Below are 23,877 nucleotides of genomic sequence, written 5' to 3'. Positions count from 1 at the left end.
CCCCGCATGCATTAGCTGTCTGCTGTTGGCTCTTGGAAGGAGAACCCCTTGGCTGACGGAAACGAAGGATATTACTCCCGCTCCTGGAAGCTCCTCTCCAGGGACAAGGGATGGTACAAGCCGTTGCTGGTCATGGCAGTTGCGCTCTTCGTCCCCATCGTGGGGGCGCTGGGCGTGCTTGGCTACGAGCTCGAATGGGCGCGCCTCACCGCATGGGGTGTCGACTCATCGCCCAAGCAGAAGAACGTGCAGGTTGGGAAATGCATCAAGGCTGGATGGAGGGGCTTCGTCTCGACCATCGGCTGGGTAATAGTCTTTGCCCTCATCGGTGCCATGTTGACGGATGTCACCAACGGGAACTCGCTCGTTACCATCCTCATCGACGTAGCGGGCATCCTCTTTGCCATCATCATGCGAATCTGCGCCCTCCGTGCGACCGTGTACCAGAACTTTACCGCTGGGTATAGGGCGGACCGCATCACGGACATGCTGAAGAGGGATGGCTCCGGGTTCTTCAGGATCGCGGGGCTGTCCGTGGTCATCCAGCTCATCACGGGTCTCATCCTCTTCGTTCTCGCGCTCGTCCTTCTCGCGCCTGTGGTCTTTAGCATCATCGGCATTGTCGCCTACTCCGGCACAACCGAGGCACTTGCCTATGCAATTGTGAGGGCCTTCACGGACGTTGCCCCATGGGCGGTTCTGCTGCTGTTTGCCGCGAACTTCCTTGGCGTCTTCACGGACATGATTCTCGTGACCGCCGTTGGCCTGTGGATGCGCCAGTTCAACGTGCCAGCCTGGGGAGCCAGCGGCGACCCGCTTCCCGTGACGCCCGAGTTGCCCACGCCTGACGAGTGCCTTCCCGTTGATCCGGTCACCCCTCAGGTCCCCCAATCCGAGGGGGAGGCGGCGGAGACCCCCGTTGGTTCTAAAAGCGAGGGGTCTGCGGGGGAGAGCGACGAGCCCCAGGAGTCGTCGACCCAACCCGACGGCAGCCAGGAGCCCACTCGCCCAGAGGGGGATGACCCCCTCGCCTAGCAGGTCGTATGTGACGAAAAGACCCCTGCCACGTTTTTGCAAGCATATGGATATCCCGCCCCTCTTGGCAGCTACCTTGTGGGGAACGGGGGACCGTAAGGTCCTTGTGCCCTTGGTAGCATAGATGTGGGGTCTGCGTGTTGTTGGTGCCGTGGGAGTGGCCGCAAGCCCTCCCGCGGCATCGTGTGTTAACATCGCACCTTGACCTTTCCTGCTCCGGAGGCAACCTTCACTAACCGGAGCCGTTTAGCCCAGAGGAGGTGACCACATGAAGGCTTATGAACTGCTGTATTTTGTCGATCCCGCAAGCACCGAGGAGACCCGCGCTGGCGTCATGAAGCGTATTGACGTTGCTGTTTCCGAGAATGGTGGCAAGGTCGACAACGTCGAGGACTGGGGCAAGCGCAAGCTCGCCTACGAGATCGACAAGCTCACCGAGGGGGATTACACCCTCATCAACTTCCATGCAGACCCCGCACAGATCGCCGAGCTCGACCGAGTTCTGCGCATCAACGATGCCGTGAAGCGTCACATGATCGTGTGCCGCTCCGACAGGGACTAGTCATGAGAGGCGGGCATTGCGCCCGCAGATGAGAGGCAGTGAGCGACGTGAGCATTAACAGGGTGAACATCTCCGGCAATCTTACACGCGACCCGGAGCTCAAACAGACCCAGGGTGGTACCGCCATCCTGTCGTTTGGCGTGGCGGTTAACGACCGCCGTCGCAACCCGCAGACGGGCGAGTGGGAGGATGTTCCCAACTTCGTTGACTGCGTCGTCTTTGGCAACAGGGCGGAACCCCTGAGCCGTTTCCTCTCCAAGGGCTCGAAGGTTGCCATCGAGGGCAAGCTTCGCTACAGCTCCTGGGAGCGCGACGGTCAGAAGAGGAGCAAACTCGAGGTCGTCGTCGACGAGGTCGAGTTCCTCTCGTCCAGGAGCCAGCAAGGCGGCGGTCAGGGCTACGAGCCCCGCAACAACGGGGCGTATATGTCCTCTCCCTCGCCGAGCTACGCAGCACCCGCGCCCGCGGCAAACCCACAGCCCCAGCGTCCCGTCCAGACCCCGCCCCAGGCGGACGTCTACGACGAGGACATCCCGTTCTAGTGAGTAGGTGGCGCAAGCCACCAGTTGAAAGGCAACAAAGACATGGCTAAGCAAAGGCAAGTTGAACAGCGCCAGCCGCGTCGCAAGTACTGCCAGTTCTGCAAGGAGGATGTCGAGTACATCGACTACAAGGACACCCAGCTCCTTCGCAAGTTCATGACCGACCGCGGCAAGATCAAGCCCCGTCGCGTCACTGGCGCCTGCACGCAGCATCAGCACGACATCGCGGTCGCCATCAAGCGCGCCCGCGTCATGGCACTTCTGCCCTACACGGTCCCCGTGGTCTCCAGCCGCGGCGGCCGCAACCGCGGGTAGAGGTTCCAAAGGGCTAAGGACCGCAATCGTTGAGCGACAGCGAGAAAAAGAACGGGCCGGTCAGGCCTGACGGTATGGGCGAGAGCCGCGAGGTCATCCCATTTGGCACACGTGGTCAGGGGGATGGCATGGGGCAGATGCGCTACCGGCGGGGAATGATGTGGTCCATCCTTGGCGGTGCCTGCGCTCCCCTGAGCGCAGAGATCGCGGCGGTCCTGACGACGTACGGCCTCTCGTTCGTGAACGAGAGCGACGACCGGGGATCGGTCAAAACGGCGGCCCTTGTGGCCGCGGGTGCGGGGATTGTCGTCTCTATCCTCTACAACCCCTGGCAGATCCCAATGTCCGTCCTGATCGCGCTCGTCTGTCTCGCCATGGTCCGCACGGTCTATGGCAGGCAGGTGACCGTGGGCAGGGTGAGTCTCGCCATCATCGCGGCCATGCTGGTGGTGCTTGCCTCGGACTCGGTGGCCGCGGCGTTCAACGGTACCTCGGTGCCAGCCGCGTTTGACGGGGTCCTCCGCCAGATGGGTGCCTCGTATGGGGGTTCCATGAACCTTACAATGAGCTCCCAGGTGGAGGTGGCACGAAAGCTCGTGGCCTCTTACTGGCCGTTGGCTTACCTATGCGCAGCCGGGGCGATCGTCCTGTTTGCGCACTGGGGGACCAAGTTGGCTGCGCGCCAGATGAACGTGAGCCTCCCCGTTGGAAGACTCTCGTCCTACGACGCGCCGCGGTGGGTGGGCGTTGTGTTCGTCCTGTCCGCTGCCGCAGCCATGGCGCCGAGGTACCTCACGAACCTCAGCCCCCTGGTTGGGTTCGTTGGCACCAACGTCCTCGTGGCGGCTCGCGTGGCGCTTTCCCTGCAGGGTACGGCGCTCATCGTGTGGTTCCTGGAAAGGAGGGGCTTTGGTCCCTTCACCAGGGCGCTTGCGGTCATGGTGGCGGTCTGGATCGAATGGTCGTTTGCCGTCGTTGGCATTGTGGGCCTCGTCGACCTCCTCGCTAACTTCCGCGGCATTGGTCGCGGTAGGCAGGGGAGAGAGGCTGGCCCAGGAGAGAAGAGCAAGGAGTCGGCTTAGGCCGACCAACCGAAGGAGTTCCCATGAAAGTCATCCTTTTGGGTGAGCTCAGGGGCAAGGGTGGCGAGGGAGACGTCGTGGACGTCGCCCAGGGCTACGCGGAGAACTATCTGTTCCCCAACCGCATCGCCCAGCCCGCGACCCCGGGCAACCTGAAGCAGCTTGAGGAGCGCCGCGCGGGCATCGAGAAGCGCGAGGCCAAGCGCCTCGCCGACGCGCACGCCACCAAGGAGCTGCTCGACGGCAAGTCCGTCACCGTGGAGGCCAAGGTCGGCGAGAACGACCAGCTGTTTGGCTCCATCACCACCGCGCAGATCGTCGCCGCGATCAAGGACCAGCTTGGCGTCGAGGTCGACCGCAAGCGCATCGGCCGTGGCGCGACCATCAAGACCGTCGGCAAGCATCCCGTCGAGGTCAACCTCTATCGCGACATCAACGCGGTCGTCACCGTCCTCGTTGGAGTGAGCGAGGAGGAGGCCGAGCCCGAGGAGCCCGAGGAGGACGCCCAGGCCGACGAGACCGTCGCTGCCGAGACCGAGGCCGCTGCCGAGTAGCAAACTCTGTCGGAGGGAAATCAACATTTTCCTGGCGGTTACGTCTTTGGGCTCGTAGCGCCAAAGGTCACTGTGGCCCCCTATCGGATTCTGTCCGACGGGGGGCCGCTGCATGTCGAATGTCAGTAATAAGGCTCTCACCTGCGGTTATTTGATGCCTTGTGCCTTTGCGAGTGAATAGTCCCACGTCAATGGGTTAAACCACTGAAAAAGCCCTGCTATGGATGTGTAAGGCGAGAGGATTCGTTGGCGACTTCCTCAAAATGTTGAAAACTGTGAAAACTTCTAACGCCCCCGCTAGACGCGTCACAGTGTCAACAATGCCCAGTTGGGTTGATGCCATTGATGTGGTGCCCTCGCCAATGTCGCGTTGCCCCACTCGAAGAGTATTGACGCGAATGTATGCAGGGAGTCTTCGGGCGTGCGGATGGCGCACGCTCCCGATGGGCACTTGGATTGCGATGTCATTGGGCCCGAAGGAACTATAGTTAGACGAAATGCACCCATCACCGGAGGTCCCATGCAAGACGCCCCCATCGACTACGACAGAGATCCGACGCCGCCTGCCGGTGACGCCTCGATGCCGCAGGACCTTGCTGCCGAGAAGTCCGTTCTCTCTGCGATGCTCCTCTCGCAGGATGTTCTGCAGGAGTGCCTGATCGACCTGGAGGAGCAGGACTTCTACCTCTACTCCCACAGGCTTATCTTCCTGGCAATGAGCGAGATGTTCGACCGGGGGAAGCCCGTGGATCCCATCTCGTTAGCCGACCACCTCAAGTCACAGGGGCAGCTTGACCGGACTGGAGGCATGGCGTACCTCCTTGAGCTCAATGGTGATTCGTTTGCCCTTGCGAGCTGGCGTCACCACGTCGAGATCCTTCACCGCGACTCAACCCTGCGGGCAATCATCGCGGCATCTGCCAAGATCACGGCTCTTGCGTTTGACGCCCCGGAGGACACCAAGGAGGTCGTGGACTCCGCCGAGAACCTCCTTCTCAACGTCACCAACCGCGAGATAGGTGACAGCTACAGCGACCTTGCCGACGTCATGGGTGACCTGTACACCGAGCTGGGGGAGGCGTGCCAGAACCCCGAGGGCTCCCTGGGTGTCATGACTGGATACTCGGGCATCGACCAGCGTCTGCAAGGGTTGCGCCCCGGCCAGATGATCGTCATCGGAGCGCGACCGGGTGTCGGAAAGACCTCCTTCGCGCTCAACCTCGCCGTCAATGCGGCCGCTCACGGGGCGTCCATCGCGTTCTTCTCGCTCGAGATGAGCAAGGTGGAGATTGCGCAGCGCCTCCTGTCCGCCCAAGCACGCATTCCGCTTTCTGCCATCCGTGGCGCCCGCATCCAGGACAACCAGTGGCCGACCATCCTCGAGGCCACCCGCGACCTATCCAAGCTCGACATTATGATTGACGACACGCCCGGCACCACGGTGACCGAGATCAGGGCCAAAGCCCGCAGGATGCTGCAGGGCAAGGACCACGGCTTGGTCCTTCTCGACTACCTGCAGCTTCTCTCGCCCCCGGCGGGACGTCACAGGGCGGACTCCCGCGCCACGGAGGTCAGCGAGATGTCTCGTGGCATCAAGATCATGGCAAAGGACCTTGAGGTCCCCGTCGTCGCCCTCTCGCAGCTCAACCGTGCCGTCACCGACCGCAAGGGTAAGAGGCCCGAGCTGAGCGACCTGCGCGAGTCGGGCTCCATCGAGCAGGACGCCGACGTCGTCATCCTCCTGGACCGCTCCATGACCGAGGAGGAGGCCGAGTCGAGCGACCGCCCCGACTTCAACGTGACCAACTTCATCATCGCCAAGAACCGCTCGGGCCCGCTCGACATCGTCCCGCTCACCTTCCTCCCCGGCTCCACCAAGTTCGTGGAGGTGGACATGCATCACGACTAGGCTGGGCAAGTGGTGGCTCCGAGTGCCCCCGCAGTCTGGGATGGGCTCAGGCGGGTCCGTCGTATACTTGACTGAGTATCGAACGCAGCTTCGAGAGGGGACTCAATGCCGGCATCAGTGCTAGTTGGAACTCAGTGGGGAGACGAGGGCAAGGGTAAGGTCACCGACCTTATCTCTGGCGAATTCGACGTGGTCTGCCGCTATGCCGGTGGTGCCAACGCGGGACACACGGTCATTGCCAACGGGCACAAGCTCGCGCTTCACCAGGTGCCCTCGGGCGTCATGTACAAGGGCGTCTATCCCGTCATCGGTAACGGCTGCATCGTCGATCCCGAGGTGCTTCTGGGCGAGATCGATGTCCTGGAGAAGCAGGGCATCTCTTGTGATGACCTCAAGATCTCTGGCAACGCGCACATCGTGATGCCCTATCACAAGGACCTCGACGGCGCACACGAGAAGAAGCTCGGCAAGAACCTCATCGGCACAACCAAGCGCGGCGTTGGCCCCTGCTACATGGACAAGATGAACCGCACCGGTCTGCGCATCCAGGACATGCTCGACGAGCACATCTTCCGCGAGAAGTTGGAGAGCGCGCTCGCCTACACCAACCCCATCCTCGAGAAGGTCTACGAGCTCCCCACCTATACGGTCGACCAGATCTGCGAGACCTACCTCCCCTATGCCGAGCGCATCCGTCCCTACATCGTGGAGAGCTCGCTCTTTCTCAACGAGCAGCTCGAGCAGGGGAAGAACATCCTCTTTGAGGGCGCGCAGGCGACGATGCTCGACATCGACCACGGCACCTATCCGTTCGTGACCTCCTCCAACTGCACCGCCGGCGGCGCGGTGACCGGGTCGGGCGTGGGCCCCACCCGCATCGACCGCGTCCTGGGCGTTGCGAAGGCGTACCTGACCCGCGTTGGCTCCGGTCCCTTCCCGACCGAGCTCTTTGACGAGGTCGGAGACAAGCTGGGCGAGGTCGGCCACGAGTATGGCGTGACCACCGGCCGCAAGCGTCGCTGCGGGTGGTACGACGCGGTCGTGGTCAACTACGCCGCACGCGTCAACGGGCTCACCGACCTGGCAATCACCAAGCTCGACGTCCTTGGGTGCCTGGACCAGATCAAGGTCTGCGTGGCGTACGAGTGCGATGGCAAGCGCTACACCACGGTGCCCGAGCACCAGAGCGTGTTCTACCACGCAAAGCCGGTGTACGAGACCCTTCCGGGCTGGAAGTGCGACATCTCGGGCGTTCGCAACTTCTACCAGCTTCCCCGTGAGGCAAAGGACTACATCGACTTCCTGGAGCAGCTCGCCGGCGTGAGGGCCTCTATCATCACCGTCGGTCCCGACCGCGAGCAGACAATCAACCGCTACTGGAACTAGCCTTGGCCGTGGATTCTGCCCGCAAGGGCTTTGCCATAGTGTGCGATAGCGCGTGCGACCTCCCCCTCTCCAACCTGGAGAGGGCCGGGGTCGCGCTTGTGCCGCTCGTCGTCCGCGTGGCCGGTCATAGCTATCGCGACTGCATCGACCTCAATCCGGTCGACTTCTTCGTGGAGCTCTCCTCAACCAAGGGACAGGTGACCACGTTCACCCCCGCGGTCGAGGAGTTTGAGAGGGTCTATCGCTCCCTCGTCAACAGGGGGTACACCGACATCGTCTCGCTGCATGTCTCGTCTCGCATCCGCGATGCGTACGACCTTGCCGTCAAGGCCGCCCACAGGGTTCGTGAGGCAAACGTGCACGTGGTGGACACCAAGTGCGTCTCTGGTCAAATGGCTCTCGTCCTCGCGCGTCTCGTCCTCGACCGCGACGCCGGCATGTCGACGGAGGCGGCGGTAGAGGGTGCGGTGAAGGTTGCCGAGTCGGCGCGGGCGCTCATCATCCCCGCCCCCGATGCCAGCCCGACGCTCGTTGGGGCCCGCGTCCACCACGGTCTTCTCGGCCGCGCCGACTCTCTGCGCGTTCGTGCGCTCGGGGTCCGTCGCTGCTTCTCAATTGACGACGACGGCGTTGCCGTGGAGCAGTTCCGTTCCACGGACATTCGGCTCCTCGCCGGTAACATGGCGCGCTCGATGAGCTCCTACTCGCAGGTGGTGGGTCCGCTTACCTACGTGGAGATCAACGCGGGCGTGCCCCGGCTCCTCTCGACCATCGAGAAGCCGCTCGACACCAACGAGTTCGAGGCGAAAAGGGCGGCGATTCTCAACACCAACCCCACGACCACGGCACTCCTCGGCGTCGGAGCGGTGGGCCTTGCCTACGTGCCGCAGTCGCTCCTTCCTGCCGAGGAAGCCGCTGGTATCCTGCGCTACATTCCCTGACGGGTGACGTTTGGAGGAAAAGCATGAGTAACGTAGAGAAGGTAGACATCCTCTTGCTTGGCTCGGGTGGGCGCGAGCACGCGCTCCTCGTGAAGCTGGCCGAGTCCCCCCGCGCGGGGAAGCTCTGGGTGGCCCCGGGCAACGGGGGCATGCTGGCGATGGCGAGCCAGGCGGACTGCGACCAGGACTCCCCCGAGGACGTCGCGAGGTTCGCGCGCGAGAACGGGATTGGCCTCGTGGTGATCGGGCCAGAGGCGCCGCTCGTCAACGGCGTTGCCGACGCGGTCCGCGCCGAGGGCATCCCCGTGTTTGGTCCCTCGGGCGTGGCTGCCCAGATGGAGGGCTCCAAGAAGTTCGCCAAGGAGGTCATGGCCCGTGCCGGCGTTCCCACGGCAAGCTACCGCTCCTTCACGGAGCAGGCCCCCTGCGAGGAGTACGTTCGTAAGCTGGCCGGCCCATGCGTCGTGAAGGCCGATGGCCTGGCGGCGGGCAAGGGAGTCATCGTCGCCCAGAGCACGGAGCAGGCGCTCGAGGGCGTTCGCGAGTGCTTTGGCGGGAACTTTGGCGAGGCGGGCTCCACCGTGGTGGTGGAGGAGATGCTCGAGGGGCCCGAGTGCTCGCTCCTCGCCCTCACCGACGGCACCACGCTCGTTCCGCTTGCGACCTCGCAGGACCACAAGCGCGCCTACGATGGCGACCTTGGCCCCAACACGGGCGGCATGGGCGTGTACTCTCCCGTGCCCATCCTCCTGCCTGGCGAGCTCGAGAAAATGGTGGACATCGAGCAGAGGGTCATCGACCAGCTGCGTGCTGACGGCATCACGTACAGCGGCTGCCTCTATGGTGGCTTCATGCTCACCAAGGACGGTCCCAAGGTCCTGGAGTTCAACGCCCGCTTTGGCGATCCGGAGACCCAGGTCGTGCTGCCCCGCATGAAGGGCGACCTGGTCGAGGCGTTCCTCGCCTGCGATGCCGGCACGCTCGACCCTTCGACCATCGGCTGGGACGACGACTGGGCCGTCTCCGTCGTTCTCACGAGCGCCGGCTACCCTGGCCACTACGAGAAGGGCAAGGTCATCACGGGAGTCGACGAGGCAAACAAGATGGAGGGCGTCACCGTGTACCACGCCGGGACCAAGCTCGGCGAGGATGGCAGCCTGCTCACCAACGGTGGCCGCGTGCTCGACGTTACTGCCGTGGCGGACACCTTCGAGGCGGCGCGAAACCGTGCCTACCAGGCCTGTGACAAGATCTTCTTCGAGGGAAAGACCTACCGTCACGACATTGGCATCAAGGCCATCAAGGGCCGTCAGAACCTGTAGGTCTGGGAGGTGCGAGAAATGTCATCACCCAAAGATGCGGACAGGGACGACGAGGGGGCCTCGCCCCTCGCCGGTGCGCTTAGGAGCGTGAGGGACTCAGCCCTCGCCTTTACCTACGACGGTGACCGCTCGTCCCAGGATCACGTCTCGGGCAAGCCCCAGCGTCGCGACCTCGTCCTGGGTGACGAGGACCCGCGCGACGCCGCCCTGACCGAGCGCGTGGACACCGAGCAGGTTGAGTGGCGTGGAAAGATCTTCGACGTCGACCGGCTGAGGGTCACCCTCCCGGACGGGCGTCCTGCCATCAGGGACGTTGTAAGGCATCCTGGCGCTGTTGCAATCGTTGCCCTCACCGAGGACGGCAGGATCTGCCTCGTACGTCAGTACCGTGCGGCACTGGGCAGGGTCACGGTCGAGATTCCCGCGGGAAAGCTCTCTCCCGGCGAGGATCCCCTGGACTGCGCCTCGCGAGAGCTTTTGGAGGAGACGGGCTTCAGGGCTCGCAACATTGCGTTTCTCACCACGATTGCCACGTCAGCCGGCTTTGCCGACGAGCTCATCCACATCTACATGGCAACTGACCTCTCGCTTGACCACTCGAGCCCGGATGCCGACGAGTTCATCAACGTCGACTTGGTTAGCCTTCCCGAATTCGTGGACGCGGTGCTCGACGGGCGGATCGAGGACGCGAAGACCGTGATAGGTGCCCTCATCTGCGACGCGGTCTCGCGTCGCCTGGCGCCAGACGCGGAAACGGCTTCCGAGTGACAAAACGGCCTCGTCTTCTCCCCATACGTGCAGTTGGGAAGAAGACGAGGTCGCATTAAGAAACGGATGCGATTCATTATCTATACTCAGACCTCGTGGGCCGCGTCCGCGTTGTGACCATACGTTCGTTACGGGAGACTTCAGATGGCAAAGAAGAGAGAGGGAGCGCGCAGGGAGAAGGACGCCCTCAACGCCGAGCAGGCCGAGAAGCTCTTTGCCACCGTCGACGAAACCGGCCACACCAACGAGGAGACGGCCCGCAAGGAGCGTCGGCATCGCGAGCAGGCGGGCCAGGGAGTCGACATCGACCCGCTGTCCCAGGCTGACCCCTCCGGCTCAAACGTTGGCACCACCATCACCCGCACCGCCATCGGATTTGTAATCGTCATCCTCCTGGTGGTCGTGCTCGGCCAGGTCTCGTGTGCCGCTGCGCGCCGCGCGAGCACCGCAAACCTCTCCGAGGACGTGAGCGTCTCAACTGTTGCCTCCGCCCTTGAGGGAGGCGTGGAGTGGGGCAACGGCTTCACCCAGTTCCCCGAGGACTTCCAGGTCGTCGAGGCGGACGAGAACACCCATCGCATCGAGGTCACGGTGACGGACACCACCTCGACCAACGAGCTCGAGGTGTTCTCCGGCTCGCAGATTCAGGCAACGGCCCTTGCGGTCAACGCCCTGCTCAACCCCAACGTCAACACCGTCATCTATCACGTCAACGTCCACGAGGGCGAGAACGGCAAGATCCAGACGTCGAGCCTGTTTGGCTTCCTCAAGCCCACGGGCGAGACCAAGACGCTGATGACCTTCATCTGGACCAAGACCAACACGTCCTCGGGCGTCAAGTTCAACTGCACCATAACGGGCATAGATGCGGACATGCAGAAGAAGCTGCACGACAGCATCACCTCGTCGTTCACACCGTCCGAGATAATCAGCTCCGTCCTCGGAAGCAGCGACTCGAGCGACAGCAGTAGTGACGACGACCTGATCGTGGATCGCACGGACACGTCCTCGAGCGACGAGGCGGATTCGTCTGCGACTTCCGCCTCGTCGGCAAGCTCCGACTCCGCCGGCTCCGAATCCGCTGGAAAGTAGCGCAATGGGGGGAGGGGACCGTCCACAAGGGCGGTCCCCTCCCGTCTTTTTCTGCGTTGTGCCTGGGGGCTACCCCACGAGAGCGGTGACGTCGCCTAGGACCGTCTCAAAGCTGACGCCCCTCATCTGGTAGTCGGGTTGCCGCCTGGTGACCTCCATCGCCTTGCGAACGAAGGTCCCGGCGAAACCCGCCGCGTCCACAAGCCCGTGTCCGCACATGATGGCGGCGAGCAGCGACGAGGCATAGAGGTCACCCGTCCCATGGATCATAAACGGGAGGAGCCTGCCATCGACTGCCGCCATGCCCATGTTGCGGCCTCCGACAAAGTTGACGATCGTGTCTCCTCCGCGAACGATGCCCTTGAGGACCACGTAGCGGGCGCCCATGGCAAGGAGCCCGTCCATCATGCGAGCCACCTGGGTATCGTCGGGCGACTGGCCCTCGTATGGCAGGTGGGTGAGGATGGAGGCCTCGGTGAGGTTGGGGGTCAGCAGGTCCGCACCGTCGACGAGGCCGGCGGTCGCCTGGCACATTTCGTCTGTGTATGTGGGGTACTTCTTGCCACCGTCGCCCATGACGGGGTCGACGATGCGCAGGGCGTTTGGATGCTCCCGATAAAGGCGCTGGATTGCCAAAACCTGCTGCGCAGACCCCAAAAAGCCCGAGTAGATTGCGTCGACCTCGACCCCCTCGCGGTCCCATGCGTCCAGGTACTCGTGAAGCATGGGCGTGGTGTCGTGCATGTAGAAGGTCGGGAACTTGGTGTGGGCCGAGAAGAGCGAGGTGGGGACGGGGCACACGTCGCAACCCGCTGCCGAGAGGACGGGTATCGCCACGCCGAGCGAGCACTTTCCGTAACCGCAGAGGTCGTGGACCGCGGCGACGCGCGGGATGTAGGCTCCCTCGCGGTGGTACAGGAACACGTCGTCTTGATCGGGCATGGGCAACTCCTCGCGTGCGAGAGACGGCGTCGGGGGGCAGGCCGCATGCGTCCGGGCGTGGGGTGGGGACAAGACGTGGTGGCGCCCCGATGCTCCCCACCTTGGTCGCGATGGGTGCCCATGCCGTCTATACTTGGTGGGTCATTACAGAATAGCGGGCTTTTGGCCCGCGACAAGGAGGAAGCAATGGCAGACGCACCGCTTGTTGGCATCATCATGGGCTCCAAGTCGGACCTTCCCGCAATGGAGGCGTGCACCAAGCAGCTTGACGAGTTTGGGGTTCCCTACGAGCTGGTGATCGCCTCTGCCCACCGCAATCCCGCCAAGGTCCACGAGTGGGCCTCCACCGCCGCCGACCGCGGCATCAAGGTGATCATCGCCGCGGCGGGCAAGGCGGCGCACCTGGGTGGCGTCGTCGCGGCATACACGCCGCTCCCCATCGTCGGCGTCCCCATGAAGACGAGCGATCTGGGCGGCATGGACTCGCTTCTCTCCATGGTTCAGATGCCCTCTGGTGTTCCCGTGGCCTGCGTAGCCATCGGTGGTGCCAAGAACGCAGCCATCTACGCCACCCAGATTCTTGGTGCGACCACGCCCGAGTGGCGCCAGGTGATCGTCGACTTCAAGCGCTCCATGGCCGAGGCCTAGCGCATCCCGTTAGGAAGACATGGCAAAGAGGCAGAGGAGAGGCACGCACGCCGCCCCCGTCGCCCAAACTAGTGGCGGGAAGGGTCATCGCGGCTGGCGCCGGGTCCTGTCGACCATCCTGATCGTGGTTGGCATCGGGCTGCTCATCGTTGCTGCCGGCATCTGGGGGTTTAACCAGTACCGGTACTGGCGGCAGGACCAGGTGACCAAGGAGATGGCGCAGAAGTACGTGACCGAGCCCTCACCCACCGACTCGTCCGCGGCGTCCTCTGCCCAAACGGTGGACTGGGAATCCCTCAAGGCGATGAACGACGAGGCCGTGGGCTGGATCGAGGTGCCGGGGACCGTGGTGAACTATGCGGTGTTCCAGCATTCTGACAACTCCTTCTACCTCACCCATGGGCCTAGCAAGGAGTACGACGTGTTTGGCCAGGTGTTCATGGACTACCAGAACACCGCGCCAGGCATGGTTGACCAGCAGACGATCCTGTATGGCCACCACCTCAAGAACGGCACCATGTTCCAGCCGCTGTTCCTGCTCAAGGACCAGGAGACGTTCGACAACACGCCGACGGTCTGGTACCTGACCGAAGGCGCATCCTACGAGCTCGAGCCGCTCTTCGTCTACTTCACGGACCCCAACGACACCACCGTGAGGCAGTTCAGCTTCTCGTCCGACGAGGAGTTCAGGTCCTACCTCACGGAGCGGCTTGCAAAAGCCGTGTCGCGACGGGCCGATGCCGAGCAGATAATCCAGGGGACCAGTCACGTGCTGACCCTCTCGACCTGCAACTACTATGAGGGGTACGGACGCTCGATCCTGGTGTGCGTACCAAAGTCAGAGGCAAACGCGGCGACTGCCGCGAGCAACTAGCAAAGGAGACGAGCCATGCAGAGCCAGCAGGGCAAGCACGTTACCTACGCCGACGCCGGTGTGGACGTGGACGAGGGCGCCCGCGCGGTCGACGCCATCAAGGAGGCCGTGAGGCAGACCAACCGTCCCGAGGTCATAGGTGGCCTTGGGGGATTTGGCTCCTGCTTCTCGATGAAGGGCTTCAAGGACATGGAGGACCCGGTGCTCGTCTCGGGCACTGACGGCGTGGGAACCAAGCTCGCCATCGCCCAGCTCCTTGACCGCCACGAGACCGTTGGCCAGGACCTCGTGGCCATGTGCGTGGACGACGTGGTGCCCATCGGCGCGGAGCCGCTCTTCTTCCTGGACTACGTTGCCATCGGCAAGCTCAAGGCGGAGCACGTGGCAAAGATTGTTGGCGGCATCGCAGAGGGATGCAAGCTGTCCGGCTGTGCCCTGGTTGGTGGCGAGATGGCAGAGCACCCCGGTGTCATGGATCCCGACGACTACGACCTGGCGGGCTTTGTGGTGGGCGTCGTGGACCGTCCCAAGATGATCGGTCCGCACAAGGTCAACGTGGGCGACGTCATCCTTGGGCTCCCCTCGAGTGGCATCCACTCAAACGGCTACTCCCTCGTCCGCAAGGTCGCCATCGAGGGGAAGAGCGTGGAGGAGCTCAACCAGCCCCTGGCGGAGCTGGGCGGGGAGAGCCTCGCCGACGCCGTCATGCGCCCGACCACCATCTATGCGGGGAAGCTCGTCGAGCTTCTCAAGGAGGGCGTGCCCTTCCACGCCATGGCGCACATCACAGGCGGCGGCATCACCGAGAACCTCAACAGGGCGCTTCCCTCCAACGTGGACGCCGTGGTCTACCGCGGTGGCGAGGATGGTCCTGCCTGGAAGGTCCCGCCCGTGATCACCTATTGCGCCAACGCCGCCGGCCTCACCCCCGACGAGGCCTACAAGACCTTCAACATGGGCGTCGGCATGAGCGTTATCGTCGCCAAGGACGACGTGGACGACGTGATGGCGGCCCTCTCATCCAAGGGCTTTGAGCCATTCGTGATGGGCGAGTGCGTTCCCGGCGAGGGCAAGGTGACGTACCGATGAGCGAGAGGCACGACCCAATCAGGTTGGGAGTCCTTCTCTCCGGCAGCGGCACCAACCTGCAGGCGATCATCGACCGCATCGCCGCGGGGACCCTGGACGCGAGCATCGAGCTCGTGGTGAGCTCGCGCCCCAGCGCCTACGGACTCAAGCGCGCTCAGGCGGCGGGTCTCCAGACCCTCACGCTCTCAAAGGAGATCTACGCGGACCCCATCACGGCCGACGAGGTCATTGCCACCGAGCTCAAGGCGCACCAGGTGGACTACGTGATCATGGCCGGCTACATGCGCATGGTCCATGCACCCATACTCGAGACCTTCAAGAACCGGGTCGTGAACCTTCACCCGGCCTTGCTGCCAAGCTTCAAGGGTGCGCATGCCATCCAGGACGCCTATGACTACGGCGTCAAGGTGACGGGCGTGACGGTGCACTTTGCGGACGATAGCTACGACTGTGGCCCCATCATCGCGCAGCGCCCCGTTGTCGTCGAGGAGGGTTGGGACGTCGACACGCTCGAGGCCCACATCCACGAGGTCGAGCACCAGCTGTACCCGGACACCATCCAGCTCCTTGCAGAGGGTCGCGTGCACGTGGACGGCCGCAAGGTGGTCATTGACCCCGAGTAGGGGAGAGACGCAGCACCAAAGGCAGAAGGTCGGCCTCTCGTGCCGAGGGGTCGGCCTTCCGCGTGTTGGATAGGGTCCACCTGTAGGTGCGAGCCCCCCGTGCGAGTGGGGCGAGAGGCGCGCTCAGCCCTCGCCCGGCGCCTTCGGTACGCCTTCGGCCTCGGTCGAAGCCGTCGTCGCATCGGTCGGCCCGCCTGCCGTGGGGAAGGGGTCCAACCCGGTGCCTGCGGCCGTCTCGCCTGCCTTTGCCCCGCTGCGCCGAGCCTTGCCATGGGGTGCCAGCAGCGCCTTGCCGTCGTCGAATGCGATATCGCCCCACACGTACAGGAATGGGAGGGCGGCAGCCAGGCAGATGAGGCCCACCGGCAGGACGCCCCAGTCAGAAACGGGGGAGTCCCATGCAAAGTGGTCGAGCAGGGGAACCAGGAAGACCGCCAGTCCCCGAAGCCGCTTGCGCTGGCAGAAGAACAGCCACACGGCCACTGCCGCGAGTGCCGTGTAGGTCCAGTGAGAGACCAAGGCGCCGGATACGCGGCTGCCCAGCATGAAGGGAATCGCTGTGGCGAAGTCCGTGCGTGAGCCAGCGATTTGGCCTTCGATGTAGCTCAGGTCCTCCGAGACCTGAAAGCCCATGCCAACGCACATGCCTCCCACGAGCCAATCGCGCGCGTCTCGCCTGCCCACCAGGGCAAGCACGCCGCACACCGTCAGGACTTTGAGCGTCTCCTCCACAATGGGTGCCTCGATGGCGTCGCCCCATGCGTCCAGGAACCCTTTGGATGCGACCATGCCCAGGAGGGTGCTCGCAGCATCGTTGAGCTCGCCTGCAATCCAGCCAGGGACAAAGAGCCCGCTCGCGAGCGCAAGAACCACCAGCCAGCGGGGCACGCCGGCTTTGGTCCGCGTGTAGCGCACGAACGCAAGGAACGGTATCAGGTAGACGAGCACAAGGGCAAAGCACCCCAGCATGGCCTGATAGCGCGCGGCAGTCTGTGACGCGGGATGCAGGACGCCCCTGTCCATGTTGCCAAACTCGACGACCACTCCCATGAGGAACAGGAGGAGAAACGCCGACAGACCCACCCACCAGCGACGCCTCTTGTCGGCAAAGGGGTTGCCCTCGAGCGGAGCCATGCCTCTAGAGTCGCCATCAACAACCATGCAATGAGCCTCTCCCGCAAACGAGTGACGTTGCCTTGGACTTCCGCAAGGAGGCCCGAAACAGAATGACACTTTTTGGGAGATAGGCAATGTCCACCACGTGCGTCCGTGCCCCGTTGGGCAAAACGTCACGTTGCCGACACGTAGCGCACGGCTCCGCTACCGTCGCGAGAGAGCAACGACGGTCTCGACATGCTTGGTGTGGGGAAACATGTCCACTGGCTCGATGGAAGTCACGCGGTAGCCGCCATCCTGAAGGATCGAAAGGTCGCGCACCTGCGTGAAGGGGTTGCACGAGACGTACACCACCCTCTCCGGTGCAAGGCGGCACACCCCTTCCAGGAACTCCGGGGTCGATCCCGCACGGGGAGGATCCATGACCACGACGTCGAACCTCTCGCCACCCCGCTGGGCCCGCGCCATGAATGCGGTGGCGTCGTCTCTTACAAACTCGCAGGAGTCTGCGAGGCAATTGGCGCCGACGTTGCGGCGAGCGCACTCCACGGCGTTCCCCACCTGCTCCACGCCCACCACGCGGACGTCACGCACCCCCTGCCTGCGCGCCTCGGAGGCAAGGCAGATGCCGATGGTTCCCGTGCCGCAATAGGCGTCCATCACCCGCATGCCAGGCTGTGCATTGGCGGCACGGATGGCGAGGCCGTACAGCACCTCGGTCTGCTGGGGGTTGGTCTGGTAGAAGCTCGTAGGCCCGATTTCGAAGCTGCAGCCCAGGAGCGAGTCGTGCATATGGCTGGGACCAAAGAGCGTCACGTTGCGCCTGCCGAGGATGGCGTTAGTCCGCCGGTCGTTCACGTTCTGCACGACCGAGGTGAGGTGCGGGTGTAGCTCTCGGATGGCGGTCACGAAGCGTCGCGCGCGGGGCAGAGCGTCACCGTTGGTGACCACGGTGAGAAGCTCCTCTCCGCTTGCGTAGCCAATCCTCACCACTGCATGGCGCAGGACTCCCGTCCCCCGGTCCTCCTGGTAGGCGGGTATGCGGAGCCGCTGAGCAACGATTGCGACGTCGTTGAGGATGGGTCGCGCGCGCCTGTCCTCGACCAGGCATGACTTGCAGTACACGAGGCGGTGGCTTCCGCTCTCGTAGAAGCCGCTGCGAATGCGACCCTTTGCGCCTGGGGCATAGGGCGTCGCCGCCTTGTGACGGTATCCACGGGGGTCGTCCATGCCTGCAATCTTTGATACCGAGCAGCCATCGTGTCGACAGACGGGCTCAAAGAGCTCCTCCATCTGCTCCTGCTTGCGGCGGAGCTGGATAGGGTATGGCACCGCCAGCCACTCGCATCCGCCGCAGCGGCGCGAGATGGGACAGGTATATGTGCGAAAGCCCATGGCTCCCCCTCACGGACGCCCTCACGCGTGCCCGTTGCCCTAAACTAGGCATGCAAGCAGCGGCGCCGCCCCGAGCGGCGCATTCACATTCTAGCCTGCGATAGGGGAGACCATGGCTTCATGTGCCGGTACCAGCTCGATGGGGGAGTGCCCCCGCGGGCTTCACGAGGAATGCGGCGTCTTTGGCGTGTGGGCGCCCAACCGAGACGTCTCGCGCATCACCTACTTCGCCCTGAGGGCGCTACAGCACCGCGGCCAGGACTCCGCGGGCATTGCCGTGGGCAACGGCAAGACCGTGCTGGTGAGAAAGGACATGGGGCTGGTCACCGAGGTCTTTAAGGACGAGGACCTGCAGGCCATGCAGGGCAAGGTGGCCATCGGCCATTGCAGATACGGCACGGCGGGGGCAAAGGGCTGGGAGTCGTCGCAGCCGCACCTCTCCGCCATCAACGACGTGATCATCGCCCTGGCGCACAATGGCACCCTCGTCAACTTCGACGAGCTGCGCCGCGAGCTCATCGACGCGGGCGTGCCGTTTCGCAGCTCCACCGACTCGGAGGTCGCCGCCCGCCTGATCGGCTACTTCACGCATGCCACCTCACACCTGCGCTCTGGCATCCGCAAGACCATGCAGATGATCGAGGGTGGCTATGCGATGGTCCTCATCCGCGAGAACGCCCTGTACGCGTTCAGAGACCCCCATGGCATCCGCCCGCTCGTCCTGGGCAAGCTCGACGAGGGCGAGTGGGTCGTCGCGAGCGAGACCTGCGCGCTCGACATCGTGGGAGCCACCTTCGTACGCGAGGTGCGTCCAGGCGAGATCATCCGCATCTCGGATGACGGACTCATCTCTGAGGAGGGGCTGCCGCCCAGGCAGACGGCCAAGTGCATCTTCGAGGACGTGTACTTCTCCCGTCCCGACTCCGTGCAGGATGGCAAGTCGTTCTACAAGGTCCGCCACGACATGGGCGCCCAGCTTGCGCGCGAGGCACCGGCTGACGTCGACCTCGTGATCAGCGTCCCCGACAGCGGCACCCCCGCCGCCGAGGGCTTTGCCGCTGAGCTTGGCTTGCCCTACGGCACCGGACTGGTCAAGAACCGCTACGTGGCGCGCACCTTCATCGCGCCGACCCAGAGCCTGCGCGAGATGGGCGTGCGCCTCAAGCTGACGCCGCTGGCCGACGTGGTGGCGGGCAAGCGCATCCTCATGGTCGACGACTCCATCGTGCGAGGGACCACGTCTAAGCAGATCGTGCGGATGATGCGCGACGCCGGGGCGACCGAGGTCCACATGCGCTCCGCCTCACCCGAGGTCGTGTGGCCCTGCTTCTATGGCATCGACACGGCGGACCAAAACGAACTCATCAGTGCCAACAAGAGCGTGGAGGAGATACGCGAGTACATTGGCGCCGACTCCCTTGCGTTCCTGTCGGTCAAGGGTCTCATGAGCTGCGTTCCCAAGACGGGCTACTGCCGCGCGTGCTTCACCGGCGAGTATCCCGTCGCCATCTCGGAAAAGTACTGGGGAGACCACTTCCTGCCCGGCAACCGCCCCAGGAACCTTTATCCCGACCAAGTGCCGGACGTATCGTTCCCTCCCTCGTCGCAGGAGTGAGAGACGCAAGCACCCAAGCTCGCAAGGGCCATCCCGCACTGGGTGGCCCTTTTTTGAACCGAGCTGCCCGACCGCCCGCTTGGATTTGTGACCGAGGAACGATTCCACGAGTTTCTCTGCCAAACCCTGTCACGAATTTTTAAATCGAGGGTGCGCGCCTTGTTTGGGAGGGGTACCAAAGAGTAATGTAGCAACCGCTACAGGTGGGCTCCAGGTTGTGCCCACGCAGAAGTAAGGAGGGCACATGCAATCCAAGATCGCGCATGCCGCCGAGCGCAAGGCTTTCAGCGTCGCGCTTGACCAGGTCATAAAGACCGCCTCCGGTCCCGACCGCGAGAAGAGCATCGATCACCTCGTGGACATGGCCGGCAAGCTGCTCAAGGACACCTCGCCCGGAGCAACGCGCGGCATCCGCAACGGACTTCACCCCGGTTCCAAGTGGGAGAAGTTCCTCTTCGACGTCATTGACCAGACCGACCACAACGTCCTCAAGACCGCCGTCCTCAACGGTGGCTACGAGGCGGCGTTCCGCGGCCTGCGCAACACCACGTCCAACGCGGAGAAGTACCAGTGCAACGTGCCCTGGATCATCCTCTTTGACCCCACGAGCGCCTGCAACAAGCACTGCGTGGGCTGCTGGGCGGCAGACTACGGCAACGCCCTCAACCTGACGTACGACGAGATGGACCGCCTGATCACCGAGGCCAAGGCCCTGGGCACCCACCTCTTCATGCTCACCGGCGGCGAGCCGCTCGTGCGCAAGGCGGACATCCTCAGGCTCGCCGAGAAGCACGACGACTGCGAGTTCAACATCTTCACCAACGCCAGCCTGGTGGACGAGAAGTTCTGCAAGGACGTCCAGCGCGTGGGCAACATCGTGTTCTCCGTCTCGGTCGAGGGTACGCGCGAGTCCAACGACTCCCGTCGCGGCGACGGTTCCTTCGACGAGGTCATGCACGCCTTCGATCTGATGCACGAGCACGGCCTGCTCTATGGCACCTCCACCGCCTACACCAAGTACAACGTGGAGGAGGTCTCGTCGGACGAGTACTTTGACAACCTCATCCAGCACGGCTGCCGCTGGGCCTGGTTCTTCCACTACATGCCGGTGGGCGAGGGCGCCAACGCCGACCTCATGCCCTCCGTGGAGCAGCGCGAGTACATGCTGCACCGCATCCGCGAGGTCCGCGCCGTCGAGGGCGGCAAGCCAATCTTTGCCATGGACTTCCAGAACGACGGCGAGTTCGTTGGCGGCTGCATCGCGGGAGGTCGTGTGTACTGCCACGTCAACGCCCGCGGCGACGTGGAGCCCTGCGTCTTCATCCACTACTCCAACGCCAACATCAAGGAGAAGAGCTGGCTGGAGTGCCTGCAGCAACCCATCTTCCAGGCGTACCGCAAGCGCTATCCCTGGAACGACAACATGCTGCAGCCCTGCCCCATGCTCGAGAACCCCACGATCTTGCCCGAGATCGTGAAGGAGTCCGGCGCAAAGACGAGCGAGTACGTGGCACCCGAGTCGGCCGAGGACCTGTGCAAGCGCACCACTCCCTACGCCGAGGCCTGGGCCCCCAAGGCCAAGGAGCTCTGGCTCGAGGAGCATCCCACCGGCAAGAAGGTCTATGCGGACCACATGAGCACGGTGGACGTGGACACCAAGGCAAAGATCATCGCCGAGGAGGATGCAAAGGCAGAGGCAGTCGTAGACTAGCCGCCAACTGGAAGCGTTCGAGGGGCCGTCCCGAGAGGGGCGGCCCCCTTTCTGTTGCCTTTCTCTCCCCACCAACTTCTAGCGCCCCCATTCGTCCGCTAATCGATGCCACCGAAGCGCCTCCGTCGCGCATGGGTAAGGTTTGTGCAAGCGCGTACGGCGCGGCTTGTAATGGCGTGGCACATCGCCGTTGCGGTCTCTCGGGCGATGGCGCCACCTGGTTGGCTCGAGGAGGCACTATGTCTGATACAGGCACCGAGAGGGTAAAGAACCTTGCGCTCGTGGGCCAAGGCGGCGTGGGCAAGACCATGCTGGCCGAGGCCATGCTCCACCTCACGGGCAGGACCACCCGTCTGGGCGGGCACGCCGGCACAAAGCCCACGCTGGACTATGACTCCGAGGAGGGCGCGCGCGGCTTCTCCATCTCCACGACGATCGCCCCGGTGACGTGGAAGGGCACGCGCATCAACGTGCTGGACGCACCCTGCTACCCCGACTTCGTGGGCGATGCGTACGGTGCGCTGGCAGCCGCCGAAACGGCCCTCTTCGTGGTCGACGCCGCAAGCGGTCCGGGAGCCATCACCACGCGGCTCTGGTACGCGGCGGAGGACCTCTCGCTGGCCCGCGCGATCATGATCAACCGGCTGGACCGGCCCGATGCCGACTGGGACACCGCCCTTCTCACCGCGCAGGAGCGCTTTGGCAGCCGCCTTGCCGCGGTGACCATCCCCATGGGCAGCGGTGACGGCTTCTCTGGCATCATCGACGTCGTGCACATGACGGCGCGCCACCTGGAGGACGGCAAACCCGTGAGCGAGGACATCCCGGCGGAGTACGAGCAGGCGGCGCAGGATGCCCGCTCGACCCTGGTGGAGCTTGTGGTCGAGGCTGACGACGAGCTGATGATGCAGTATCTCGACGGGGGTGAGGTCACGCAGCAGGAGCTCGAGGGCCTCCTCGCCAAGGCGATACGGGAGCGCATCTTCGTGCCTGTGTTCGCCGCCTCGTGCGTGCGGGAGGAGGGCGTCATCTCGTTCCTCGATGCCGTTTCCGCATGGTTCCCCACCATGGCCGACTTCGGTCGTGTTCCCCTGGTCAACGGAGAGCAGCTCGACATCTCACCCGACGACGACCGCCCCGTCGCGTTCGTGTTCAAGTCGCTCAACGACGCGCAGAACGGCAAGCTCTCGTTTGTGAAGGTCCTCGCCGGCACGCTTACGCCCGGCCTCGAGCTGGTCAACGCGCGCACCCGCAAGACCGAGCGTCTGAGCCACCTGTATATGATGACCGGGCACGACATGTCAGACGTGAAGTCCGTCGCGGCGGGTGACGTCTGCGTGGTCCCCAAGCTCGAGGCCATGACCGGGGACACGCTCTCGGTCACCGGCAAGGTCGAGGCAGCCGCGTTCCGCTTCCCCAATTCGCTGTACCGCATCGCCATCGAGCCCGACAAGCAGGGGACGGACGGCAAGGTCTACGCCTTCCTGGAGAAGAGCGCCTCGGCAGACCCCACGCTCTCCGTGTCGCGTGACGAGAACACCGGACAGACCGTCGTGAGTGCCATCGGCGAGGCCCAGGTGAGTGTGCTTCTCGACCGCCTGGAGGATCGCACAGGCGTCTCGGCGCATACAGTGAAGCTCCGCATCCCCTATCGCGAGACCATCCGTCGCGTCGCATCCGCCCAGGGTCGCCACAAGAAGCAGACCGGCGGTGCGGGCCAGTACGGCGACTGCTGGCTGCGCGTGGAGCCCAATCCCGGGGCGGGGTACGAGTTCGTGGACGAGGTCGTGGGCGGCCACATTCCACGCAACTTTATCCCCGCAATCGACAAGGGCGTGCAGGAGACCATGCGCGAGGGCGTCCTCGCCGGCTATCCCATGATCGACGTCAAGGTCGCCGTGTACGACGGCTCGTACCACCCGGTCGACTCCAACGAGATGGCCTTCAAGACGGCCGCACGCATCGGCTTCCAGAAGGCCGTTGCGCAGGCGGAGCCTGTCCTGCTCGAGCCCATGGCGCACCTGAGGATCACCGTGCCGGACAGCTATGCCGGTTCGGTCATGGGTGACGTCTCGGCCAGCCGTGGCCGCGTGGAAGGCATGACGAGCGCGGACATGCCCGGTGGCGGCTACACCACCATCGAGGCGACGGTCCCCTATGCCGAGGTGACCGACTACTCCACCCGCCTGCGCTCCCTCTCCCGCGGAACGGGCGAGTATGAGCTTCAGATGTCCGGGTACGAGCAGGTACCGCATGACGTCCAGGAGCAGCTGTCCCAGGAGTACGCCGAGAGGCGCGCCGAGGGCAGGTAGAGGGCATCACGAGTCCTGGCCCGGACTCCGTGGTTGGAGGCGTC

General features: G+C 64.0%; 22 protein-coding genes. 19 read left to right on the top strand and 3 right to left on the bottom strand.

The annotated features are described in order from the left end of the window. Positions 1-48: 48 nt before the first annotated feature. The 12 genes from FYJ68_RS00570 (at position 49) to FYJ68_RS00515 (ending at position 11,508) form a co-directional block, all read left to right on the top strand. A complete protein-coding gene (locus FYJ68_RS00570) occupies positions 49-1,035 on the top strand; it encodes a DUF4013 domain-containing protein (protein ID WP_154433390.1) in 987 nt (328 codons plus the stop codon). A 268-nt stretch (positions 1,036-1,303) separates the two neighbouring features. Continuing rightward, positions 1,304-1,597: a 30S ribosomal protein S6 gene (rpsF, locus tag FYJ68_RS00565; protein WP_154433389.1), complete on the top strand. Its 294-nt coding sequence runs from the start codon at positions 1,304-1,306 to the stop codon at positions 1,595-1,597. Positions 1,598-1,644: 47 nt separating this feature from the next. After that, positions 1,645-2,139, top strand: coding sequence for a single-stranded DNA-binding protein (locus tag FYJ68_RS00560; RefSeq protein ID WP_326832136.1), 495 nt, complete (start codon positions 1,645-1,647; stop codon positions 2,137-2,139). A gap of 42 nt (positions 2,140-2,181) precedes the next feature. Then, positions 2,182-2,454: a 30S ribosomal protein S18 gene (rpsR, locus tag FYJ68_RS00555; protein ID WP_154433388.1), complete on the top strand. Its 273-nt coding sequence runs from the start codon at positions 2,182-2,184 to the stop codon at positions 2,452-2,454. A 29-nt stretch (positions 2,455-2,483) separates the two neighbouring features. Beyond that, on the top strand, positions 2,484-3,536 hold the full coding sequence (locus tag FYJ68_RS00550; RefSeq protein ID WP_154433387.1) for a DUF2232 domain-containing protein: 1,053 nt from the start codon (positions 2,484-2,486) through the stop codon (positions 3,534-3,536). Between the two features lie 23 nt (positions 3,537-3,559). Beyond that, positions 3,560-4,090 (top strand): 50S ribosomal protein L9, encoded by a 531-nt coding sequence (rplI, locus tag FYJ68_RS00545; RefSeq protein ID WP_154433386.1) that lies wholly within the window; start codon positions 3,560-3,562, stop codon positions 4,088-4,090. 520 nt (positions 4,091-4,610) lie between these two features. Then, the gene (gene dnaB / locus FYJ68_RS00540; protein ID WP_154433385.1) at positions 4,611-5,999 is read left to right on the top strand and encodes a replicative DNA helicase; all 1,389 of its coding nucleotides are present in this window, start codon (positions 4,611-4,613) and stop codon (positions 5,997-5,999) included. A 105-nt stretch (positions 6,000-6,104) separates the two neighbouring features. After that, entirely contained in the window at positions 6,105-7,385 is a 1,281-nt protein-coding gene (locus FYJ68_RS00535) for an adenylosuccinate synthase (protein WP_154433384.1), read from the top strand. 8 nt (positions 7,386-7,393) lie between these two features. Beyond that, complete coding sequence (locus FYJ68_RS00530) at positions 7,394-8,326, top strand: DegV family protein (RefSeq protein ID WP_326832176.1); 933 nt, start codon at positions 7,394-7,396, stop codon at positions 8,324-8,326. A 23-nt stretch (positions 8,327-8,349) separates the two neighbouring features. Then, entirely contained in the window at positions 8,350-9,648 is a 1,299-nt protein-coding gene (gene purD / locus FYJ68_RS00525) for a phosphoribosylamine--glycine ligase (protein ID WP_154433382.1), read from the top strand. An 18-nt stretch (positions 9,649-9,666) separates the two neighbouring features. Continuing rightward, positions 9,667-10,416: an NUDIX domain-containing protein gene (locus tag FYJ68_RS00520; protein WP_154433381.1), complete on the top strand. Its 750-nt coding sequence runs from the start codon at positions 9,667-9,669 to the stop codon at positions 10,414-10,416. Between the two features lie 144 nt (positions 10,417-10,560). Continuing rightward, positions 10,561-11,508 carry a hypothetical protein gene (locus FYJ68_RS00515; RefSeq protein ID WP_154433380.1) on the top strand — a complete coding sequence of 316 codons (948 nt, stop codon included), beginning with the start codon at positions 10,561-10,563 and terminating at the stop codon, positions 11,506-11,508. Positions 11,509-11,577: 69 nt separating this feature from the next. On the opposite strand, the gene FYJ68_RS00510 is transcribed toward FYJ68_RS00515, so the two are convergent. Further along, positions 11,578-12,450 (bottom strand): bifunctional hydroxymethylpyrimidine kinase/phosphomethylpyrimidine kinase, encoded by an 873-nt coding sequence (locus tag FYJ68_RS00510; protein WP_154433379.1) that lies wholly within the window; start codon positions 12,448-12,450, stop codon positions 11,578-11,580. 186 nt (positions 12,451-12,636) lie between these two features. Here FYJ68_RS00510 and purE point away from each other — a divergent pair, with 186 nt between their 5' ends. From purE to purN, 4 genes are read left to right on the top strand one after another with little or no spacing between them, the layout of a single operon-like run. Next, positions 12,637-13,098 carry a 5-(carboxyamino)imidazole ribonucleotide mutase gene (purE, locus tag FYJ68_RS00505; RefSeq protein WP_154433378.1) on the top strand — a complete coding sequence of 154 codons (462 nt, stop codon included), beginning with the start codon at positions 12,637-12,639 and terminating at the stop codon, positions 13,096-13,098. Positions 13,099-13,117: 19 nt separating this feature from the next. Then, positions 13,118-13,972 (top strand): class B sortase, encoded by an 855-nt coding sequence (gene srtB / locus FYJ68_RS00500; RefSeq protein ID WP_154433377.1) that lies wholly within the window; start codon positions 13,118-13,120, stop codon positions 13,970-13,972. A gap of 15 nt (positions 13,973-13,987) precedes the next feature. After that, the gene (gene purM / locus FYJ68_RS00495) at positions 13,988-15,061 is read left to right on the top strand and encodes a phosphoribosylformylglycinamidine cyclo-ligase (RefSeq protein WP_154433376.1); all 1,074 of its coding nucleotides are present in this window, start codon (positions 13,988-13,990) and stop codon (positions 15,059-15,061) included. Further along, positions 15,058-15,684: a phosphoribosylglycinamide formyltransferase gene (purN, locus tag FYJ68_RS00490; protein WP_154433375.1), complete on the top strand. Its 627-nt coding sequence runs from the start codon at positions 15,058-15,060 to the stop codon at positions 15,682-15,684. The genes purM and purN overlap by 4 nt, the downstream gene beginning before the upstream one ends. A 123-nt stretch (positions 15,685-15,807) precedes the next feature. Here the strand turns inward: purN and FYJ68_RS00485 are convergent, their stop codons facing one another. Continuing rightward, positions 15,808-16,845, bottom strand: coding sequence for a PrsW family glutamic-type intramembrane protease (locus FYJ68_RS00485; RefSeq protein WP_154433374.1), 1,038 nt, complete (start codon positions 16,843-16,845; stop codon positions 15,808-15,810). A gap of 159 nt (positions 16,846-17,004) precedes the next feature. Then, the gene (rlmD, locus tag FYJ68_RS00480; protein ID WP_154433373.1) at positions 17,005-18,195 is read right to left on the bottom strand and encodes a 23S rRNA (uracil(1939)-C(5))-methyltransferase RlmD; all 1,191 of its coding nucleotides are present in this window, start codon (positions 18,193-18,195) and stop codon (positions 17,005-17,007) included. Positions 18,196-18,307: 112 nt separating this feature from the next. On the opposite strand from rlmD, the gene purF reads away from it, so the two are divergent. The 3 genes from purF to FYJ68_RS00465 all read left to right on the top strand — a co-directional run bounded on the left by purF (position 18,308) and on the right by FYJ68_RS00465 (position 23,833). Next, entirely contained in the window at positions 18,308-19,810 is a 1,503-nt protein-coding gene (gene purF, locus FYJ68_RS00475) for an amidophosphoribosyltransferase (RefSeq protein WP_154433372.1), read from the top strand. A 244-nt stretch (positions 19,811-20,054) separates the two neighbouring features. Continuing rightward, entirely contained in the window at positions 20,055-21,521 is a 1,467-nt protein-coding gene (locus FYJ68_RS00470; protein WP_154433371.1) for a radical SAM protein, read from the top strand. 239 nt (positions 21,522-21,760) lie between these two features. Continuing rightward, positions 21,761-23,833, top strand: a complete 2,073-nt coding sequence (locus tag FYJ68_RS00465) for an elongation factor G (RefSeq protein WP_154433370.1) — start codon at positions 21,761-21,763, stop codon at positions 23,831-23,833. Positions 23,834-23,877 lie beyond the last annotated feature (44 nt).

Source organism: Olsenella porci, assembly GCF_009695875.1.
Taxonomy (GTDB): domain Bacteria; phylum Actinomycetota; class Coriobacteriia; order Coriobacteriales; family Atopobiaceae; genus Olsenella_H; species Olsenella_H porci.
This window is presented reverse-complemented; position numbering and strand designations above follow the sequence as displayed.

Coding starts and splice junctions, on each gene's coding strand:
- FYJ68_RS00515 (WP_154433380.1), top strand. CDS start 10,561: ATGGCAAAGAAGAGAGAGGGAGCGCGCAGGGAGAAGGACGCCCTCAAC.
- rplI (WP_154433386.1), top strand. CDS start 3,560: ATGAAAGTCATCCTTTTGGGTGAGCTCAGGGGCAAGGGTGGCGAGGGA.
- FYJ68_RS00510 (WP_154433379.1), bottom strand. CDS start 12,450: ATGCCCGATCAAGACGACGTGTTCCTGTACCACCGCGAGGGAGCCTAC.
- purE (WP_154433378.1), top strand. CDS start 12,637: ATGGCAGACGCACCGCTTGTTGGCATCATCATGGGCTCCAAGTCGGAC.
- purN (WP_154433375.1), top strand. CDS start 15,058: ATGAGCGAGAGGCACGACCCAATCAGGTTGGGAGTCCTTCTCTCCGGC.
- dnaB (WP_154433385.1), top strand. CDS start 4,611: ATGCAAGACGCCCCCATCGACTACGACAGAGATCCGACGCCGCCTGCC.
- rlmD (WP_154433373.1), bottom strand. CDS start 18,195: ATGGGCTTTCGCACATATACCTGTCCCATCTCGCGCCGCTGCGGCGGA.
- FYJ68_RS00470 (WP_154433371.1), top strand. CDS start 20,055: ATGCAATCCAAGATCGCGCATGCCGCCGAGCGCAAGGCTTTCAGCGTC.
- purM (WP_154433376.1), top strand. CDS start 13,988: ATGCAGAGCCAGCAGGGCAAGCACGTTACCTACGCCGACGCCGGTGTG.
- purF (WP_154433372.1), top strand. CDS start 18,308: ATGGCTTCATGTGCCGGTACCAGCTCGATGGGGGAGTGCCCCCGCGGG.
- srtB (WP_154433377.1), top strand. CDS start 13,118: ATGGCAAAGAGGCAGAGGAGAGGCACGCACGCCGCCCCCGTCGCCCAA.
- rpsR (WP_154433388.1), top strand. CDS start 2,182: ATGGCTAAGCAAAGGCAAGTTGAACAGCGCCAGCCGCGTCGCAAGTAC.
- rpsF (WP_154433389.1), top strand. CDS start 1,304: ATGAAGGCTTATGAACTGCTGTATTTTGTCGATCCCGCAAGCACCGAG.
- FYJ68_RS00535 (WP_154433384.1), top strand. CDS start 6,105: ATGCCGGCATCAGTGCTAGTTGGAACTCAGTGGGGAGACGAGGGCAAG.
- FYJ68_RS00465 (WP_154433370.1), top strand. CDS start 21,761: ATGTCTGATACAGGCACCGAGAGGGTAAAGAACCTTGCGCTCGTGGGC.
- purD (WP_154433382.1), top strand. CDS start 8,350: ATGAGTAACGTAGAGAAGGTAGACATCCTCTTGCTTGGCTCGGGTGGG.
- FYJ68_RS00520 (WP_154433381.1), top strand. CDS start 9,667: ATGTCATCACCCAAAGATGCGGACAGGGACGACGAGGGGGCCTCGCCC.
- FYJ68_RS00485 (WP_154433374.1), bottom strand. CDS start 16,845: ATGGTTGTTGATGGCGACTCTAGAGGCATGGCTCCGCTCGAGGGCAAC.